General features: G+C 38.4%; 20 protein-coding genes. All 20 read right to left on the bottom strand.

What is annotated here, in order from left to right; genetic code table 11:
* Nucleotides 1–13: 13 nt before the first annotated feature.
* The 20 genes from floA to J0N78_RS10405 all read right to left on the bottom strand — a co-directional run bounded on the left by floA (nucleotide 14) and on the right by J0N78_RS10405 (nucleotide 16,952).
* A complete protein-coding gene (floA, locus tag J0N78_RS10500) occupies nucleotides 14–1,012 on the bottom strand; it encodes a flotillin-like protein FloA (protein WP_209123006.1) in 999 nt (332 codons plus the stop codon).
* Between the two features lie 4 nt (nucleotides 1,013–1,016).
* Nucleotides 1,017–2,369, bottom strand: coding sequence for an NfeD family protein (locus J0N78_RS10495; protein WP_247747235.1), 1,353 nt, complete (start codon nucleotides 2,367–2,369; stop codon nucleotides 1,017–1,019).
* Nucleotides 2,370–2,538: 169 nt separating this feature from the next.
* The gene (locus tag J0N78_RS10490; protein ID WP_209123005.1) at nucleotides 2,539–2,982 is read right to left on the bottom strand and encodes a GatB/YqeY domain-containing protein; all 444 of its coding nucleotides are present in this window, start codon (nucleotides 2,980–2,982) and stop codon (nucleotides 2,539–2,541) included.
* Between the two features lie 22 nt (nucleotides 2,983–3,004).
* Nucleotides 3,005–3,178: a 30S ribosomal protein S21 gene (gene rpsU, locus J0N78_RS10485; RefSeq protein ID WP_003323311.1), complete on the bottom strand. Its 174-nt coding sequence runs from the start codon at nucleotides 3,176–3,178 to the stop codon at nucleotides 3,005–3,007.
* Nucleotides 3,179–3,268: 90 nt separating this feature from the next.
* Entirely contained in the window at nucleotides 3,269–4,480 is a 1,212-nt protein-coding gene (locus J0N78_RS10480) for an ABC transporter substrate-binding protein (protein WP_209123004.1), read from the bottom strand.
* A 140-nt stretch (nucleotides 4,481–4,620) separates the two neighbouring features.
* Nucleotides 4,621–5,328, bottom strand: coding sequence for an ABC transporter ATP-binding protein (locus J0N78_RS10475; RefSeq protein ID WP_209123003.1), 708 nt, complete (start codon nucleotides 5,326–5,328; stop codon nucleotides 4,621–4,623).
* Nucleotides 5,300–6,085 (bottom strand): ABC transporter ATP-binding protein, encoded by a 786-nt coding sequence (locus J0N78_RS10470; RefSeq protein WP_209123002.1) that lies wholly within the window; start codon nucleotides 6,083–6,085, stop codon nucleotides 5,300–5,302. Before J0N78_RS10470 ends, J0N78_RS10475 begins: the two co-directional genes overlap by 29 nt.
* A 14-nt stretch (nucleotides 6,086–6,099) precedes the next feature.
* On the bottom strand, nucleotides 6,100–7,095 hold the full coding sequence (locus J0N78_RS10465; RefSeq protein ID WP_209123001.1) for a branched-chain amino acid ABC transporter permease: 996 nt from the start codon (nucleotides 7,093–7,095) through the stop codon (nucleotides 6,100–6,102).
* Nucleotides 7,095–7,958: a branched-chain amino acid ABC transporter permease gene (locus J0N78_RS10460; protein WP_209123037.1), complete on the bottom strand. Its 864-nt coding sequence runs from the start codon at nucleotides 7,956–7,958 to the stop codon at nucleotides 7,095–7,097. The genes J0N78_RS10465 and J0N78_RS10460 overlap by 1 nt, the downstream gene beginning before the upstream one ends.
* A gap of 204 nt (nucleotides 7,959–8,162) precedes the next feature.
* Entirely contained in the window at nucleotides 8,163–9,146 is a 984-nt protein-coding gene (locus J0N78_RS10455; RefSeq protein WP_209123000.1) for a quinone oxidoreductase family protein, read from the bottom strand.
* 15 nt (nucleotides 9,147–9,161) lie between these two features.
* Nucleotides 9,162–9,941 (bottom strand): enoyl-CoA hydratase/isomerase family protein, encoded by a 780-nt coding sequence (locus J0N78_RS10450; protein WP_209122999.1) that lies wholly within the window; start codon nucleotides 9,939–9,941, stop codon nucleotides 9,162–9,164.
* 15 nt (nucleotides 9,942–9,956) lie between these two features.
* The gene (locus tag J0N78_RS10445) at nucleotides 9,957–10,721 is read right to left on the bottom strand and encodes an SDR family NAD(P)-dependent oxidoreductase (protein ID WP_209122998.1); all 765 of its coding nucleotides are present in this window, start codon (nucleotides 10,719–10,721) and stop codon (nucleotides 9,957–9,959) included.
* A gap of 109 nt (nucleotides 10,722–10,830) precedes the next feature.
* Entirely contained in the window at nucleotides 10,831–11,898 is a 1,068-nt protein-coding gene (locus J0N78_RS10440; protein WP_209122997.1) for a phosphotransferase family protein, read from the bottom strand.
* Between the two features lie 53 nt (nucleotides 11,899–11,951).
* Nucleotides 11,952–12,359, bottom strand: coding sequence for an acyl-CoA thioesterase (locus J0N78_RS10435; protein ID WP_209122996.1), 408 nt, complete (start codon nucleotides 12,357–12,359; stop codon nucleotides 11,952–11,954).
* A gap of 100 nt (nucleotides 12,360–12,459) precedes the next feature.
* A complete protein-coding gene (locus J0N78_RS10430; RefSeq protein ID WP_209122995.1) occupies nucleotides 12,460–13,239 on the bottom strand; it encodes an enoyl-CoA hydratase in 780 nt (259 codons plus the stop codon).
* Nucleotides 13,239–14,123, bottom strand: coding sequence for a 3-hydroxyacyl-CoA dehydrogenase family protein (locus tag J0N78_RS10425; protein ID WP_209122994.1), 885 nt, complete (start codon nucleotides 14,121–14,123; stop codon nucleotides 13,239–13,241). The genes J0N78_RS10430 and J0N78_RS10425 overlap by 1 nt, the downstream gene beginning before the upstream one ends.
* A gap of 72 nt (nucleotides 14,124–14,195) precedes the next feature.
* A complete protein-coding gene (locus tag J0N78_RS10420) occupies nucleotides 14,196–14,759 on the bottom strand; it encodes a TetR/AcrR family transcriptional regulator (protein WP_209122993.1) in 564 nt (187 codons plus the stop codon).
* Between the two features lie 87 nt (nucleotides 14,760–14,846).
* Nucleotides 14,847–14,996: an AMP-binding enzyme gene (locus J0N78_RS10415; RefSeq protein ID WP_209123044.1), complete on the bottom strand. Its 150-nt coding sequence runs from the start codon at nucleotides 14,994–14,996 to the stop codon at nucleotides 14,847–14,849.
* A 17-nt stretch (nucleotides 14,997–15,013) separates the two neighbouring features.
* Nucleotides 15,014–15,766, bottom strand: coding sequence for an SDR family NAD(P)-dependent oxidoreductase (locus tag J0N78_RS10410; protein WP_209122992.1), 753 nt, complete (start codon nucleotides 15,764–15,766; stop codon nucleotides 15,014–15,016).
* A 10-nt stretch (nucleotides 15,767–15,776) separates the two neighbouring features.
* Nucleotides 15,777–16,952 carry a thiolase family protein gene (locus J0N78_RS10405; protein ID WP_209122991.1) on the bottom strand — a complete coding sequence of 392 codons (1,176 nt, stop codon included), beginning with the start codon at nucleotides 16,950–16,952 and terminating at the stop codon, nucleotides 15,777–15,779.
* Between the last annotated feature and the right edge of the window lie 87 nt (nucleotides 16,953–17,039).

Raw genomic sequence — 17,039 nt, 5'->3', positions numbered from 1 at the left:
TCCTCTTAGAGGATTATTTACCGTGCTTTGGGTTATTATCGTCATCATTTGTAGCTTTTCCAATCGAGTCTCTCATGTCTGTATCAGCCATAATGTTTTGATAGTTTACGTAGTCCATGACACCCATATGACCACTACGAAGTGCTTCAGAAAGAGCCATTGGAACTTCAGCTTCCGCTTCTACAACCTTCGCTCTCATCTCTTCTACTTTCGCTTTCATTTCTTGTTCTTTCGCGACCGCCATTGCACGACGTTCTTCAGCTTTTGCTTGAGCAATCTTCTTGTCAGCCTCTGCTTGATCCGTTTGAAGCTCAGCGCCGATGTTTTTACCGATATCGATGTCTGCAATATCAATTGAAAGGATTTCAAACGCTGTTCCAGCATCTAAACCTTTCGTTAATACCGTTTGTGAAATCATATCAGGGTTTTCAAGTACCTTTTTATGGTTACTAGCGGAACCAATCGTTGATACAATCCCTTCACCAACACGAGCAATAACTGTATCTTCACCAGCTCCCCCTACTAGTCGGTCAATGTTTGCACGCACCGTTATACGTGCCTTCGCTTTTACTTCAATTCCGTCCATCGCCACACCGGCAATAAAAGGTGTTTCAATGACTTTCGGATTTACGCTCATTTGTACCGCTTCTAATACGTCACGACCAGCTAAGTCAATAGCTGCTGCTCTTTCAAAGCTTAAATCAATATTTGCACGTTGAGCAGCAATTAATGCGTTTACAACACGGTCAACATTACCACCTGCTAAATAGTGGCCCTCTAATTTACTGGTATTTAAATCGAGCCCTGCTTTAACCGCTTTAATTAACGGGTTTACAACACGAGCAGGAATAACACGTCGAAGCCTCATTCCAACTAGTTCAAAAATACCGATTCTCACTCCAGCAGCTAGTGCTGAAATCCATAGCATGACTGGAACAAACGTAAATAGTATCGCAAATGCAACAATGATTAGACCTAAAATAATGAGAAAGAAAATATCTCCTGTAGGCATTTCCTTATTCCTCCCTTTGTGAATGTTCTTTTACTTCTCTTACAACGATACGAGATCCAGAGGTATAAACAACCTCTACCTTCTTACCTTGTTCAATATAACCTCCCTCTGACACGACGTCAAGACGATCATTACCGACTATAGCCACACCAGAAGGTCGAAGGGGGGTAATCGTTTCACCGATTTGACCTACAAGTTCTTTTCGAGTGACATTTGAAATATACCCCTGTTCTGTCGTAGTAGCACCCGTAAAAACAATTTTCTTCATCGGACCACGATAGCCGAAAAACTTAAACGTTAAAATCGAAACGATAGCAGTTACAACAACAGCAATCAATATTGAAACTAAAATATTGACCGTTGAATAAGAGGCTAAAATCATACTTCCAATAATAGAACCTATCCCTAGTATGCCAAAAATACCGAAACCCGGAACAAATATTTCTATTAATATGAGAACTATTCCAGCCGCAAAAAGAATTACAGATTCCCAACCTGCAAAGCCTGCAAATAAATGTCCAAAGAAAAAAAGAAGTAATGCTGAAAGCCCCATAATTCCAGGCACACCAAACCCTGGTGAATACAACTCAAGCACTAAACCTAAGCTTCCAACGGACAATAAAATAGGTATAACTACAGGGTGAGTGACAAAACGGGCAATTTGTTCTGCAAAACTTACTTCCATATCTTTTTCAATCGCGTTTTCTAACTGTAGAAATTCAAGCAGCTCTGCACGATTACTTGCTAACGCATCAGCATACCCCACTTCAAATGCATCACCTGATGTTAAAGTTAAAAAACGTCCTTTTTCTGCGTTATACTCTGGTAAATCAACAGAATTATCGGCCATCGCTCTTGCATAAAGTGGGTCTCGGTCATTTAGCTTTGCCGATTCTTCCATCTCAGCAATCCAATACGATTGCATTTTTTCTTCTGCAGCATTACCAGCAGAATCAATGACACCAGCTGAACCCATAAGCGCACCAGGAGCCATTACAATTTGATCGGCATTTAATGCTATATATGCACCAGCAGAAATGGCATTCTTTGTTACATACGCTGTAATCGGAATGTCCGTTGCTCTTAGGAGCCTAGCGATGTTCCCTGCTGCATCAACCGCACCACCTGGTGTATCAATTTCCAAAACGATATGATTAGCACCGTCAACTACTGCACCCTCAATCGAACGTTTCATGAACGCCTCTAATCCTCGCTCAACTGTTTGTTCAACAGGAATGTAGTAAACTAATGGTTGTGCTGTCGTCGTTTGACTATGTACAAATAATTGTAATGGAATAAGACAAAAAGCAGTAGCCATTAAAAATAGATAAATTCTAACCCGAAGTTTACTCCTCAAGCTCTCGCCCCCCCTTTCTAAAGGATTAATCTCATAGTAGATATACGATACTAGTATAACAAGGTTTCACTTTTTTAACGAATATTAAAAGATTAATTATTAATTAATTTATTTAAGGTTGAAGCTAAAAATAAAGAAGCGTCTTGCACCACGCAAGACGCTTCTTTATTTATGATAAATGCTGTTGAACGAGACGGTTAACAAGACCGCCATCAGCTTTTCCCTTTACCTTTGGCATGATCGCTCCCATTACTTTCCCAAAATCAGCCTTAGAAGTAGCACCTACTTCTTGAATTGTTTCTTGGACAATTCGAGTTATTTCCTCATCTGAAAGCTGTTCTGGCAAGTACTGCTGAAGAACTTCAATTTCCCCATACAACTTTGAAGCTAAATCATCACGGTTGGCCTTTTCAAACTCATGGAGGGATTCCCTGCGTTGCTTGAGTTCGCGGTTAAGTACCGTCAGTGTTTCATCTTCAGAAAGCTCACGTCCAAGTTTGATTTGTTCGTTTTGCAATGAAGACTTCACCATGCGAATAACAGAGAGCTTTTCCTTCTCTTTGTTCTTCATTGCTGCCTTCATATCATCAGTAAGACGATCTAGAAGATTCAATCGATACACCCTCTCTTACGAATTAGAACTTACGCTTTCTTGCTGCCTCAGATTTTTTCTTACGTTTTACACTAGGCTTTTCATAGTGCTTACGCTTTTTCACTTCAGCTAAAGTACCTTCTTTTGAAAGTGATCTCTTGAAGCGACGAAGAGCAGCATCGATCGATTCATTTTTGCGAACACGAGTTTCTGCCATTTTATTTCCCTCCCTCCGAAACAACCAACTAGCGACTTGAAAAAAACAAGTCTTTTTTGATTATAATACAAGAGGTTGTATCGGTCAACCTTATTCTGAGATTAATACAACTTCTCCGTTTTCAACATAACCGATCGACGGTAACCAATCAAAGCCTTGACCATCTAATCCAGTTAGATGCCATACCATCTTGTCATCTGGAAGTTGTTGAATTCCTTGATCCACTTTTGCCATAATCGCATGGGCATCTTCAACAGTTCCTGCAGCTTTCATCGCTTCTACAAGAACATAAAGAGCTTGATAGTTAAAAGCACCTTCTGCAGTAGGAATACGACCAAATTCAGCCTCATACTTACTTACGAAATCTGAAGCACCGCCCGCATCACTATCAATGATTGGTAACGCGCCAATAGCCCCTTCTAGCATTTCATAGCCTTCAAGAATCGGTGCCATTTCCTCTAATTTTGCTTGGTCCATAACCATAAATCCACCTTCAAATCCTAACTCACGAGCTTGCTTAATAATAAGAGCTGTCGGTTGGGAAGGTCCACCTACAAATATAACATCTGGTTTTTCAGCAAGTGCATTTGTAACAATTGTAAAGAAATCAGTGTCTTTACTAAAATCCACTTCTCCTTTAAATACAACTTCTCCTCCGTGTGATTCCCATACTGGTAATAATGCTTCAGTCCAGTCTTTACCATATTGAGTAGCTGTAGGAAGTAATGCTAGCTTTTTACCAAAACGCTCTTGTGAATATTTTGTAAATGTCTCTGGATATGCTGTATATGCAGGTGGAATTCGTAATGTCAGCTCATTATCTTGCTCTAAAATCGTCGGCTCACTTGTGTAAGCTGCAATTAAAAATTCTTCTTGTTCATTAAATACTTGTGTTGCAAACACTCCACCACTATGTGGGACGAAAATAATCGGTGTGTCATGTTCTTGTTTAAGGCGACGTGCATTTGTACCAGATTCATTTGGTGCATATTTATCGTCTAATGTTACTAAATTAATTTTGTATGTTTGACCATCTATTTCAAAGCCTGTTTCATTAATTTCATCAGCTGCCATACGTAGTCCACTAACTGTATTTTCACCATAAAATGCTGCTGGTCCACTTAATGGCCCTGTATACCCGATAGTAACTACTTTTTCACCTTCACTTACTTCAGGTGCTAGTTCTTGATCATTGTTATTTTCAGCTGGTTCTGATGTCGAAGGAGTATTGCCGCAAGCTGCAACAAATAGCATTAACCCAAATAATAAACAAGCTAGTAACCACTGTTTTCCTTTTTTCATCTTTTTAATTCCCCCTTAAATTGTAGTGAATCATTTTAAAAGACAACAAAAATTGATCAAACATAACACCCTCCGTTTTGTCGACATCACCCCCTATAAATTAGAATTAGCTTCTAGAAAATAAAGCGTTTACAACTTAGTTAAGCACCAATATATGCTTTTCGGATTTCATCATTATTAAATAACTCCTCTTTAGAGCCACTCATTACGAGCTTTCCATTTTCAATAACGTATCCACGAGATGAAATCGACAACGCAGCGCTTGCATTTTGTTCTGCTAGCAATACCGTTACTCCGTTCTCGTTAATCTGTTTAATAATACTGAACATTTGTTCAACGATAAGTGGAGCAAGGCCGAGGGATGGTTCATCTAACATTAACAACTTTGGTTTTGACATTAGTGCTCTCCCGATAGCCACCATTTGTTGTTGACCACCACTCAATGATCCAGCAGGGTCATCCTTCTTATCACGTAAAATGGGAAATAGTTCATAAACTTCTTCTAGTGATTCTTTTATAATGTTTTTATTTTTTCGATAAACGAACCCGCCCATTTTCAAATTTTCATAGACTGACATTTGTGGGAACAACATTCTCCCTTCAGCACATTGGACGACGCCTTTTGCGACCATCTTGTCAGGTGATATTCCAATTACTTGTTCACCATCAAAGAGATACTCTCCTTTAACCGGCTTTACTAGTCCGCTTATCGCCTTAAATAACGTACTTTTCCCAGCACCATTTGCACCTAGTAAAACGACTAACTCCCCTTGTTCAACATTTAAAGTAATATCTCTTAACGCTTCAAATTTACCGTAATTAACTGTTAAATTGGTGAGCTTTAGCATCAATACTCCCTCCTAAATAAGCTTCTATGACTAACTCATTGTTTCGAATTTCATCTGGAGTACCTTCTGCAATCTTTTTACCATGGTTTAATACGACAACTTTGTCTGCTAAAGACATAACCATCGGCATTTTATGTTCAATTAAACAAACAGTAATTCCTCGATTGACCATTTTTTTCATTAGTTCTGCTAGGCCATCAGTTTCATCAGGGTTAACCCCAGCTGCTGGTTCATCCAGTAAGATCAATTCAGGATCTGTTGCTAAAGCTAACGCAAAAGCTACTCGCTTTTTTTCCTCTTGAGTAATCGAAGAAATCGGATATTCAGCAAGGTGTGTTAATCCGACAAAGTCTAATGATTCCATTGCCTTATCAAAACACTGTTTCTCTTCCATCTTCTCTCTTGAAGTTCGAAAAATGGCATCAAATAAACCTGATTTCGTCCTTAAACGGTGGCCAACAATGACATTATCAATAACAGTAGATTGTTCAAATAAGTGTGTCGTTTGAAATGTCCGGCCGATCCCTAACCGTGCAACCTTTTCTGCAGTTAACCTAGTAATATCCTCACCTTTGTAAATAATTTTTCCCGAGGTCGGTAAATGAAAGCCGCTAATAAGGTTAAAGAACGTCGATTTACCGGCTCCATTTGGTCCAATTACTGCTGTGATCTTTCCTTTTTCTATTTCTAAATCAACTTGATTGACTGCTGTTAGTCCACCAAATGCTTTTGTTAATTGCTCTATTTTTAATAGCAATGCTCGTACACCTCCTATGCTGATTGTTGTTGTTTTGCAGTTTCTGTTTTAATTTTTGCTTTTTCTTTTTGTCTTTGCTTAAATTTCCACATAAGAAAACCACCTACGATACCACGAGGATAAAATAGTATAAGTAGAACAACGATCGGTCCGAAAATAAGCATTCGGAATTGCTCTAAGAATTGAAGCATTTGTGTTAATACGACAACAATTAATGTTCCTAATACTGGCCCAGTTAACGTTCCGATTCCTCCAACTAATAAGTAGAGAAGAATTTCAAAGGCGACGTGAATATAAGCAACTTCTGGACCAATAAATCGAATAAACGATGCATATAATGCGCCTGCTAAACCAGCAAAAGCTGCAGAGATTACAAAAGCGATTAACTTATTTCTCATAACGGAAATACCAAGTGTTTGCGCTAACTCATCACTATTTCGGATCGCAACAAAGGTTCGTCCAATAAGCGACCTGACCATTCGTCTCATAAAAAAGATGGTTAAGATTAAGAAGAACAGAACTAAATAGTATTGAGATTGCATAGAATCAAACGTAATCGGCCCTAATGAAGGCGGATTTGGAATTCCAATCAAACCCCTTACTCCACCCGTAAACTCAGCTTTATATATAATTAAATAAATTAAGAAACCGACTGACATTGTGTAGATAGCAAAAAAGTGAGACTTCGTTCGCAGCGCGACTATTCCTACTAGGAGTCCAACAGCAGCTGCTATTGCAATGGCAAAAACAAATGCTAACCAGAAATAGAAATTCCCATTTACTGTAAGAAGCCCTAGTGAATAGGCACCGATTGCAAAGAACCCTGCATGTGCTAAAGATAGTTGGCCTATAAAACCTGTAATAGTATTTAAACCATATACAGCAATTGACCAAATAAAGACAAGGATCACCACTTGAATGTAATAGTTATTTTGAATAACAAGAGGAAACAAAATAGCGATGACGAGCAAAAGGAGTAGATTATTTTTTTCACTAAAAAACGATTTCATTAATGAACCCCCTTCGCAAAAATACCTGTTGGCTTAATAGTCAAAATGATAACAAGTAAAACAAATGCGATAATGTCTTTATAATCCGCCGAAATATATGTTGCACCCATACTCTCAGCAATACCTAGTATGTATCCACCAAGAATTGCTCCTGGTATACTTCCCATTCCACCGATTATAATTATGACAAACGCTTTCATAATTACGAGGTTTCCCATACTTGGAAACACTAGATTAATAGGTGCTGCTAGAGAGGCTGCAGCTGCTGCAAAACCACCAGCTATAGCAAACGTAAGCATCGCCACTTTATTAGCATTTATTCCCACAAGGAAGGCTCCATCACGATTTTGAGACATTGCGACAATCGCCGCCCCAGTCATCGTACGAGTTAAGAATAAATGTAATAAGAGCATCAGCACGACTGCTGCAATAATAATAAGTACCCTTTGAAAAGTAACCGTTAATCCAAATAAATTTATCGTATCTCCATATGGAGTGAACATTCTTTGATATTCTGTCCCCCATAAATATTGAGCAAATGACTCGAGGAAAAATAGTATTCCGATCGCTGCAATCATTAAAGAAAGAGGATCTGCTGTACCGAGTTTGCTGAAGATTAAACGTTCAGTAATGACAGATAGTACAGCGATAACTAATACAGAAATTCCGATTGCCACCCAATAATGAACCCCGAGAGCCGTCATGACAGTTAATGTCACATAAGCACCTACCATATAAAAGGCCCCATGGGCAAAATTTGGAACATGCAAAATACCAAAAACTAGTGTTAATCCTAGTGCGACAAGACTGTAAACGCTTCCAGTAGTCAGGCCATTAAGAAGCTGTTGAAAAAATAATTCCAACACCGTCAACCCCCTTTTAATTTTGTATTCTTGCAAATACTAACCGGTTAGTATTGTGTTTTCTCGCTATCATACTGACCGGTTAGCACCTTGGAATTATTATACTAAAAATTAAGAAAATTTGTAAACTAGTATTTTAAATAAAAAGGGATAGACGACAAAACTTCCTTTGTCCCCTCTTATTTCGACATTAAATGGTAGTTTCTAAGGCACTAATATTAGTTTTCCACTCGTTTGTCTTCCTTGCATTAACTCATGTACCTTTGCCGCGTCTCCTAACGGATAAGTTCCACCTATTTGTAATTTCAATTGTCCATTTTGCACATATTGTAGCAATTCTGTTAAACTTTGTTTATATAATTCTGGTTTTCTCATAATTTGAGGCAGGAAAAAACCGATGACAGATTGATTTTTGGCCATTAGAGATGACGGATAAAATTTACTTTGTTGACCGCTAGCCACCCCATAAATAACGAGTCTTCCAAACGGAGCGAGGCATGCAAGAGTCTTATAGAACACATCCCCACCAGCCATTTCAAGAGCAACATCCACTCCATTACCATTCGTATACTCAAGAACTTTCTTTTCCCAACCTTCTTCAGTGTAATTAATTAATACATCTGCACCTAATTCTTTTGCCAACGTTAGCTTTTCATTATTACTCGCTGTTGCAATGACTTTTCCAGCCCCCATTAATTTAGCTAACTGTACGGCGATCGTTCCTACTCCACCAGCTGCAGCATGAACTAAAACTGATTCACCTTCTTCTAAACGTCCCATTGTTTTAATCACATGGTAAGCACTTAATCCCTGCAGTGGCAATGCAACCGCAAGATTAAAGTCTACACCTTTAGGAATGGGAATTAATCCACGCTCATCAGCAATCGTATATTCGGCATAGCCTGTCGATTTATTTGTCCCTAATAATGTGACTACTGGCGTTCCAACTTGAACACTCGTTACTTCGTCACCAACCTCTGCAATAATACCAGCCACTTCAGCTCCTGGAACGTATGGTAACGGAGTAGGAACAACATACTGACCTTCTCTTCTTGCTATATCTGCATAATTAACACCAATGGCTTTTATTTCAATTAATACTTCTTTCCCAACTGGCATTGTTTTCTCCAAATCTACCATTTGCAATACATCTGGACTACCATATTCTTTAAACTGAATCGCTCTCATTTTATACTCTCCTATTCATTTACCAGTAAATTTTGCTTTTCTTTTCTCAACAAACGCTTGAACACCTTCAAGATGGTCATCTGTGGTAACCATCAAAGTTTGTGTTATTTGCTCACGCTTTAAGATATCTTCTAATGTCATCGTAGCTGCTTCATCTACAATTTTTTTCATTAATCCAATTGCACGTGTCGGACCATTAGCTAATTGATTTGCAAAAACTTCTAATGTAGCTTCAAGTTCCTCTAACGGGACAATTTCATTCACGATTCCCCATTCTTTTGCTTTTTTAGCTTCTATTGGCTTTGCACTAAATAATAATTCTTTTGCTCGATAAGGTCCGAGTACTTTAGGTAGGAAATATAATCCTCCTCCATCTGAAATTAACCCTACTTGTGCAAAACTAAGTACAAATTTGCTATCATCAGCGGCAACGATTAAATCACACGCTAATGCTAAATTAAAGCCTGCTCCAGCTGCAAAACCATGAACAGCGGCAACGACTGGTTTTTCTAACGATTGTATTTCTAAAATGAGATCGTTCAGCTTACCGATATGCTCGTAAACTTCAACGCCAGATGCCTTTCCCATAGTTTTTACATCACCACCAGAGCTAAATGCACGCCCCGCTCCATTAATAACTATTACTTTAACATCTTGATTTTCCTTTGCTTCTTTAATCGAATCCATTAAGCCTGTGATCATTTCTGGACTAAATGCATTTAACGCTTCTGGGCGATTTAAAGTAAGTCTCATTACACCTGATTCAATATGAGTTAATAAATGTTGATTATCCATTCTTTCAACCTCCTTTTAGGTAATAAGCCAACCACCATCAACTAATACATCAGATCCTGTCATGTAACTTGCTTCACTAGATGCAACAAACGTAATAACATTAGCAATTTCCTTTGCTTTTCCAACTCTCTTCAACGCTGTGTTTCGCTCAATCGCGGCTGTAAAATGTTCATTTTCTAAACCTTTTTCCGTTAAAGGAGTTTCAATAAATCCTGGTGAAACTGAGTTCACACGAATCACAAATGGGGCTAACTCATTTGCCAGTGCTCTTGTAAAATTAATAACACCTGCTTTTGCTGCACTGTAATGAGGGATCTTTGCACCTGCTTTATAGCCTGATAATGACGCAACATTAACAATTGCCCCCTGTTGTGCTTTGGTCTCAATCATCACCTTACTTAATTGCTTAGATACTAGAAACACACTTTTTAAATTTGTAGCCTGAGTTCGGTCCCATTCATCCACATTCATTTCTAAAATGGACGATGAACCTGAGCCGCCAGCATTATTAATAACCACTTCCAGACGTCCATATTGACCTTTGACAAACTGTGCTAATTTTAATACATCTTCCTCTTTTGTCACATCAGCTGGAAAAGAAAGAGCTGAACCTTCCCCATAGGCTGTGACTATTTCAGTAGCCACTTTATTTAGCTTTGATTCTGTTCGGCCAACTAGTACTACTTTCGCTCCTTCTTTAGCAAGTCTAATAGCTGTTTCCTTTCCAATCCCACTACCTGCACCTGTAATAACACAAACTCGATCGTTAAATCGTGACATCGAATTTCCCCCTAGCAAATTATGACGTATATTGACCACTTCATTGACATAAGCTGATGTCACTAGCTGTTGATCTTTGAACATGCATTATACATAACCCTCATAGGGGCTAAAAAGGCTCCTTTGAAACTGATAGTCCATGATGAATTAAACTAGCAACTGTAGAGTTAAATTTTGAAAAACGAGCGTCTTTCGTTTGCCCCTTTTTATAACGATAGTAGATTTGTTGGGCAATAACAGCTAGTTTGAAATAAGCGAAGGTTAGATAATAATGAACACTTGAAACGTCACGTCCACTTTTTTTGGCATAGTGTTCAACCATTTCACTCCTAGACATAAAGCCAGGGAGTACAGTAACAGGAGGTTTTCCAAAACCAATCTTTAATAGATCTGGGTCACTGTCCTCGATCCAATAACCTAAAGCAACTCCTAAGTCTGCTAACGGATCCCCCACAGTCGTCATTTCCCAATCAAATAAACCGACAATTTTAGTAATATCATCATGTGCAAACATCGAATTATTCAATTTAAAATCATAGTGAATGACTGAAGGATCTGGAGATGTTGGCACGTTCTTCACTAACCAATTCGTTAGCTCTTCTACACCTTTAATATCATCCGTTTTTGCTTTAGCGTATCTGCCAATCCAACCATTTACTTGACGTTCCATAAAACCTTCAGGACGGCTTATTTCTATTAACCTTGTCGATCGATAATCAATGCTATGCAAATCAACTAAAGTATGAATCATCGTTTCAGAAATCTTTCTACAGATGTCAGCGGTAACCTCGATTTCAGGTGGAAATTCGGTATCTATGACAATCCCATGGCGACGTTCCATAATAAAAAAAGGTCTACCAATGATACTTTCATCCTCACAAAATACAATCGGTTTAGGAGCGCCTGGAAAAACTGGATGAACTTCCTTTAAAATATAGTACTCTCGTTTCATATCGTGAGCTTTAGGTGCTACAGGTCCTAAAGGAGGACGGCGGAGAACTGCCTCCCATAGACCAGCTTTTAAAGAGTAGGTTAAATTGGAGTGACCCGAAGGAAATTGTTCAATCTCAAGTGAGTGTTCTTCAAGTTCTTGAACATAGTCTCGTAAATAGGTCTCAAGCTTCCTATGATCAAGCTCTTCCCCCTTACGAACAGGTATGGTATCTTTAAAACTCATCTTAAAACTCCTTCTTTTTGAAAATTATCTTTTTAACTGAAACTGAATCATTATTAAGATGGAGTACCTATTAAAAATTGATTTAATTTTTCTTTTATTTCATCTGGTATGAGTTTACTTTTTTGTTCTTGAAAATCAAAGTACACGACTACAGCTTTTCCTTTTGCAATGAGCTTTTGGTCACGGTTGTACATGTGATGAATAACTTGAAAGCTCGAATTTCCAACATGTTCAATAGATGTTTTTATTGTCAGACGCTCATCAAAATAGGCTTGATGAATAAAATCACAGCCTGTATGCGCTAAAATGAATTTCCAACTCTTCATATCCATATCAGTAGAAAATAATTTAAAAAATTCTATTCGTGCTTCTTCTAAATAGATAAAATAACTGATATTACTTACATGTCCTAGGCCATCTGTTTCACATGCCCGTACTTTTACTGTAATTTCATGGAACATCGACTCGCCCCTTTCTATTTGCTATAGACCTTTCTGTTTTCATACACATCATGCAGAAATGACTTAACTACAGAAATCTACTTTACCTCTATTTATTCCGTTACTTATGAGTAAACACAGGTCGTCTCTTTTCAATAAAAGCTTGAACGCCTTCTCGAACATCTTCAGTTTGGAATACTTCTGCAAAAAGCTCTGCTTCTCGGTCAATTGCCTCATTAAATTCCATATTGGTGCCTTCATCAACTGCTTTCTTAATTCTTGAAAGAGCTTGTAGCGAATATCCACTTATTTTTTTGGCAATAGTTAAAGCTTCCTCCATTCCACTTCCACTTGGAACGACTTTATTCACAAGGCCGATATTCTCTGCTTCCTTGGCTGTAATTGGATCTCCAATAAACATAAGTTCTTTAGCCTTAGCCTCTCCTATTAGGCGTGGCAATCGTTGTGTCCCTCCACCACCTGGGAAAATACCGAGTTTAATCTCAGGTAACCCTAGCTGACTATGCTCCTCTGCAATTCTTAAGTCACAAGTTAACGCTAGCTCACAACCACCACCGAAAGTTAAACCGTTTAAGACAGCAATTGTTGGCTTTGGTAAAAAGTCAATTTGATTAAGTACTTGATGTGATTTCATAACATTTTCTTTCATATTTGGTTTCCCAATCGTTTGTGGGAATTCTTTAATATCTGCTCCTGCCATAAATGCCTTATTCCCAGCACCTGTTAAAATAACAGTAACTACTTCTTGATCCTGTTCAATCGTAGAAAAAACATCACTTAACTCAGCTACAACTTGTTGACTAAGAACGTTAAGTGGTGGATTATCAATTGTCACAATTCCAATTCCTGCTTCTTTTCTTAAAGTGACTAATTGTCCCATTATTTCTTCACCTCTACTTGTTCATAATCGTACCAACCATTGCCCGTTTTTCTTCCTAATGTCCCTGCTTTAACTTTTTCTTCAATACATTTTGCCGGTTTGTCTTTTGGGTCTCCCGTTTCTTTATAACGCTGTTCTTGAGCAAAGTAACCTACATCAATTCCAGATAAATCCATTAACTCGAATGGACCGAGCGGGTGATTTAAAGCCTTTTTTGTAATAATATCGATATCTTTAAAGTCGCATATTCCATCTTCGTAAAGCTTAATCGCTTCCGCATGAAGGGCGAATAATAGTCGATTTGCAACAAAGCCCCAAATCTCTTTTTTAAGTAAGACAGCTGTACGATTTATTTGTTCACATACATCCATCGTTATTTGAGCAGTTTCTTCAGATGTTTGCTCACTCATCACCACTTCAACACAGTCCATCACTAGAGGAGGGAAAAAGAAATGCATATTACAAACCTTTTCTGGACGAGACGTAACATCTGCTATTTGAGAATTAATAATGGTTGAGCTGTTTGTAGCTAATATCGCATGCGGCGGCGTAAGACGATCTAGTTTTTCAAACAATTCTCTTTTTACAGCTAACTTCTCAACAACGGCCTCGATTACAAAATCTGTATTTACAGCAGCTTCTTCCAAGCTCGTCGTGAATACTAAACGAGAAAATGCACGGTCCAAATCTTCTTGGCTAATCTTCCCTTTTTTTACCCACTTGCTCATTTGAAAGTGGAGGCTTTCTTTTGCTTTTTGCAAGGCCGTTTCTTGAATATCTTGAAGTTTAGTTTCATATCCTCCTAATGCACAAAGCATCGCAATTTGGTGTCCCATAGATCCTGCACCAATCACCGTTATATGTTTAACTTCATTAATTCCCATTACTTATTCCTCCCTCACATACTAAACAGTCAGTATCTTTAAATCACACCTCTGAACCACAGAGATGTTTTTTTATGATTTAATGCCATTCAAAATTAAATCCATGTAAATCTTTGCCACCGCTACGTCTGGTAATGGTCCATCTGGTTCAAACCAATGATACGACCAATTACACATTCCTAAAATCCCAAGTGTAACGATATGAGAGTCCAAATCTTGTCGGAATTCACCTTTTTCGATCCCTAGTTTAACTAATTGTTGTAGGTTAATCCTGAATTGATCACGCTTTTCAAAAATTTTTGAGAGATGTTCTTGGGAAAGATTTTGCATTTCACGAAAAAATATTCTAGCGCTTTTCCCCTGACTCTCTATATTTTTAATTAACATCGTGACAATTCTATATAGCTTCTCCTGACAGGATAAGTTTGAATCATCAATAATTTTTCCTTGCCTTGAGAGTATATCATCTATAAACTGCATATGAATTTCCATTAGGAGTTGCTCTTTACTCGTAAAGTAATAATAAAAAGTTCCCTTTGTAACTCCTAGTTCATCCACAATATGTTGAATGGACGTCTCAGAAAATCCTTTACTATCAAATAACTCAACACTTTTTTCAAAAATTTTATTCTTCATTGTCAACCCCACCATCTTCAGTGTATTCTGTTAGTTATTATAGCATACCAACCTTCACACTCCTTTTCTAGAGCTTCTGCGATGTTTTTATTTCACTTGATGTTCTTCCCATAATATTTTTCCTACACTCGTTTTAGGAAGTTCGCCACGAAACTCAAAGATTTTAGGAACTTTATAAGCGGCTAAATGCTTTTCAAAATACCTCTTGATTTCAACTTCAGATTGTTCATCGAACATACTCTCTCCATTGAAGCTTAAAACGTTAGTCCACCACCATCCACCATGACTGTCGAACCGGTTACAAACGATGCCTCATCTGAAGCTAAAAACAGGACGACATTAGCAACCTCTTCTGGTTTTCCTAAACGTCTTAAGGCATTCGCTTTGGAAATAATCCCCCATTTCCACTCATCTTCGCGCCAATCATTTATAATTGGCGTATCAATAACACCTGGTGCTATCGCATTCACACGAATATTTTTTTTACCAAATTCCAGTGCTGCATTTTTGGTTAATGTGATGACCCCGCCTTTTGCTGCATTATAAGGGCCTTGAAATTTCATCCCTTTTATTCCGAGAACACTAGAAGTATTAATAATCGAACCACCATTTCCTTTTTCCATGTATGGAATGGCATGCTTCATCCCTAAATAAACACCCTTTAAATTAATGTTCACAACTTTATCCCACTCTTCAGTCTCAAGTTCGGTAATCTTTAATTGTTGATTACCAACACCTGCATTATTAAAAACAATATCGATTGAACCGTACTGCTTAAAAGTTGAATTCATCAGTCGTTTTATTTCTTCTTCATTCGAAACATCAGCTTTAATGAAAGAAGCTTCACCACCATTTTTATGAATGGCAGAAACCGTTTCCTCACCAGCTTGTTCATTGACATCAGATACAATCACCTTTGCACCTTCTTCAGCTAAACGCAGAGCAGCAGAGCGACCAATTCCGCTGCTCCCTCCTGTAACTATGGCTACTTTGTTTTTTACCCGCATATAAACACCTCTATCCTTCTCTCTCTATTAATGTGGCGATTCCTTGCCCTCCGCCAATACAAGCCGTTATTAATGCAGTTCTAGCCTTTCTACGCTCTAATTCATATACCGCTTTTGTCATAAGAATCGCTCCTGTTGCACCAAGCGGGTGACCATGAGCAATTGCTCCACCGTTCACATTGAGCTTTGCTAAATCCATTTCGAGCTCTCTGTTACAAGCGATAACTTGAGCTGCAAACGCTTCATTTAACTCTATTAAGTCAATATCTTCTATCTTTAACCCCGTTTTATTTAATAGTTTACGAGTTGCCGGTACCGGCCCAATTCCCATAATATTTGGGTCTACCCCACTTACAGTATAGTCTCTCACAACAGCTAATGGCTTCAATCCTAATTCCTCTGCCTTTTCACGAGACATAATGACTAGGGCACTCGCTGCATCATTTAATCCAGAGCTACTTCCTGCTGTTACTGTTCCGTCTTTCAGGAAAGCAGGGAGTAACTTTTGCAGCCCTTCGATCGTCGTATTCGCACGAGGATGCTCATCAACAGAAAAACGAATCGGTTCTCCTTTTCGAACAGGCACATCTATTGAAACGATTTGCTCGTTATAATAGCCTGCTTCCATCGCAGCAGCCATTCTTTGCTGGCTCATCAACGAGTATTCATCCTGCTCTTCACGAGAAATAGAATACTTTTTGGCTAAGTTTTCAGCAGTAATTCCCATCGGTGGATTACCAATTTCTTTTGGCGATAACTGGGAGGATCTAAATTGTGGTGGCATCATGCTATACGCTTTAGTCGGCCGATCCATTAAATACGGTGCTCGACTCATACTCTCTGTTCCCCCAGCAATAAAGACATCCCCATCTCCAGCTTTAACAGCTTGTGCTGCTAGATTTACAGCATTAATTCCAGAACCACATTGACGATCAACTGTTAATCCTGGCAACTCTAAAGAAAGTCCTGTTTGTAATGCTGTTAAACGTGCGATATTTCCTCCTCCACTTAAAACGTTTCCAAAAATAACGTCATCTACCATTTCAGAAGTTACATTTGCCCTTTTCATAGCTTCTTTAATTACCACTGCACCATATTCATGGGCTTGTAGACTTGCTAATGCCCCCCCTTGTCTTGCGATCGCTGTACGAACAGCGGAAACGATAACCGCATCTCTTTTCGACATACCTTCTCCTCCTTAGTTTTTGAATGAGATTTCTAAAAATTTGCTCAAAAGATAAAGTATAAGTTGATCCAAGATCGAGAACGTTAC

Origin of the sequence: Alkalihalobacillus sp. BA299, assembly GCF_017745675.1 — a bacterium.
Classification (GTDB): Bacteria; Bacillota; Bacilli; order Bacillales; family Bacillaceae_F; genus Alkalihalobacterium.
The sequence above is the reverse complement of the archived record's forward strand: the minus strand, read 5'-3'. Positions and strand labels throughout refer to the sequence as shown.

Excerpts from the sequence above, each read along its gene's own strand:
- floA (WP_209123006.1), bottom strand. The coding sequence starts at position 1,012 with ATGCCTACAGGAGATATTTTCTTTCTCATTATTTTAGGTCTAATCATT.
- rpsU (WP_003323311.1), bottom strand. The coding sequence starts at position 3,178 with ATGGCAGAAACTCGTGTTCGCAAAAATGAATCGATCGATGCTGCTCTT.
- J0N78_RS10480 (WP_209123004.1), bottom strand. The coding sequence starts at position 4,480 with ATGAAAAAAGGAAAACAGTGGTTACTAGCTTGTTTATTATTTGGGTTA.
- J0N78_RS10475 (WP_209123003.1), bottom strand. The coding sequence starts at position 5,328 with ATGCTAAAGCTCACCAATTTAACAGTTAATTACGGTAAATTTGAAGCG.
- J0N78_RS10465 (WP_209123001.1), bottom strand. The coding sequence starts at position 7,095 with ATGAAATCGTTTTTTAGTGAAAAAAATAATCTACTCCTTTTGCTCGTC.
- J0N78_RS10455 (WP_209123000.1), bottom strand. The coding sequence starts at position 9,146 with ATGAGAGCGATTCAGTTTAAAGAATATGGTAGTCCAGATGTATTGCAA.
- J0N78_RS10450 (WP_209122999.1), bottom strand. The coding sequence starts at position 9,941 with ATGGATAATCAACATTTATTAACTCATATTGAATCAGGTGTAATGAGA.
- J0N78_RS10445 (WP_209122998.1), bottom strand. The coding sequence starts at position 10,721 with ATGTCACGATTTAACGATCGAGTTTGTGTTATTACAGGTGCAGGTAGT.
- J0N78_RS10440 (WP_209122997.1), bottom strand. The coding sequence starts at position 11,898 with ATGAGTTTTAAAGATACCATACCTGTTCGTAAGGGGGAAGAGCTTGAT.
- J0N78_RS10435 (WP_209122996.1), bottom strand. The coding sequence starts at position 12,359 with ATGTTCCATGAAATTACAGTAAAAGTACGGGCATGTGAAACAGATGGC.
- J0N78_RS10430 (WP_209122995.1), bottom strand. The coding sequence starts at position 13,239 with ATGGGACAATTAGTCACTTTAAGAAAAGAAGCAGGAATTGGAATTGTG.
- J0N78_RS10425 (WP_209122994.1), bottom strand. The coding sequence starts at position 14,123 with ATGGGAATTAATGAAGTTAAACATATAACGGTGATTGGTGCAGGATCT.
- J0N78_RS10420 (WP_209122993.1), bottom strand. The coding sequence starts at position 14,759 with ATGAAGAATAAAATTTTTGAAAAAAGTGTTGAGTTATTTGATAGTAAA.
- J0N78_RS10415 (WP_209123044.1), bottom strand. The coding sequence starts at position 14,996 with ATGTTCGATGAACAATCTGAAGTTGAAATCAAGAGGTATTTTGAAAAG.
- J0N78_RS10410 (WP_209122992.1), bottom strand. The coding sequence starts at position 15,766 with ATGCGGGTAAAAAACAAAGTAGCCATAGTTACAGGAGGGAGCAGCGGA.
- J0N78_RS10405 (WP_209122991.1), bottom strand. The coding sequence starts at position 16,952 with ATGTCGAAAAGAGATGCGGTTATCGTTTCCGCTGTTCGTACAGCGATC.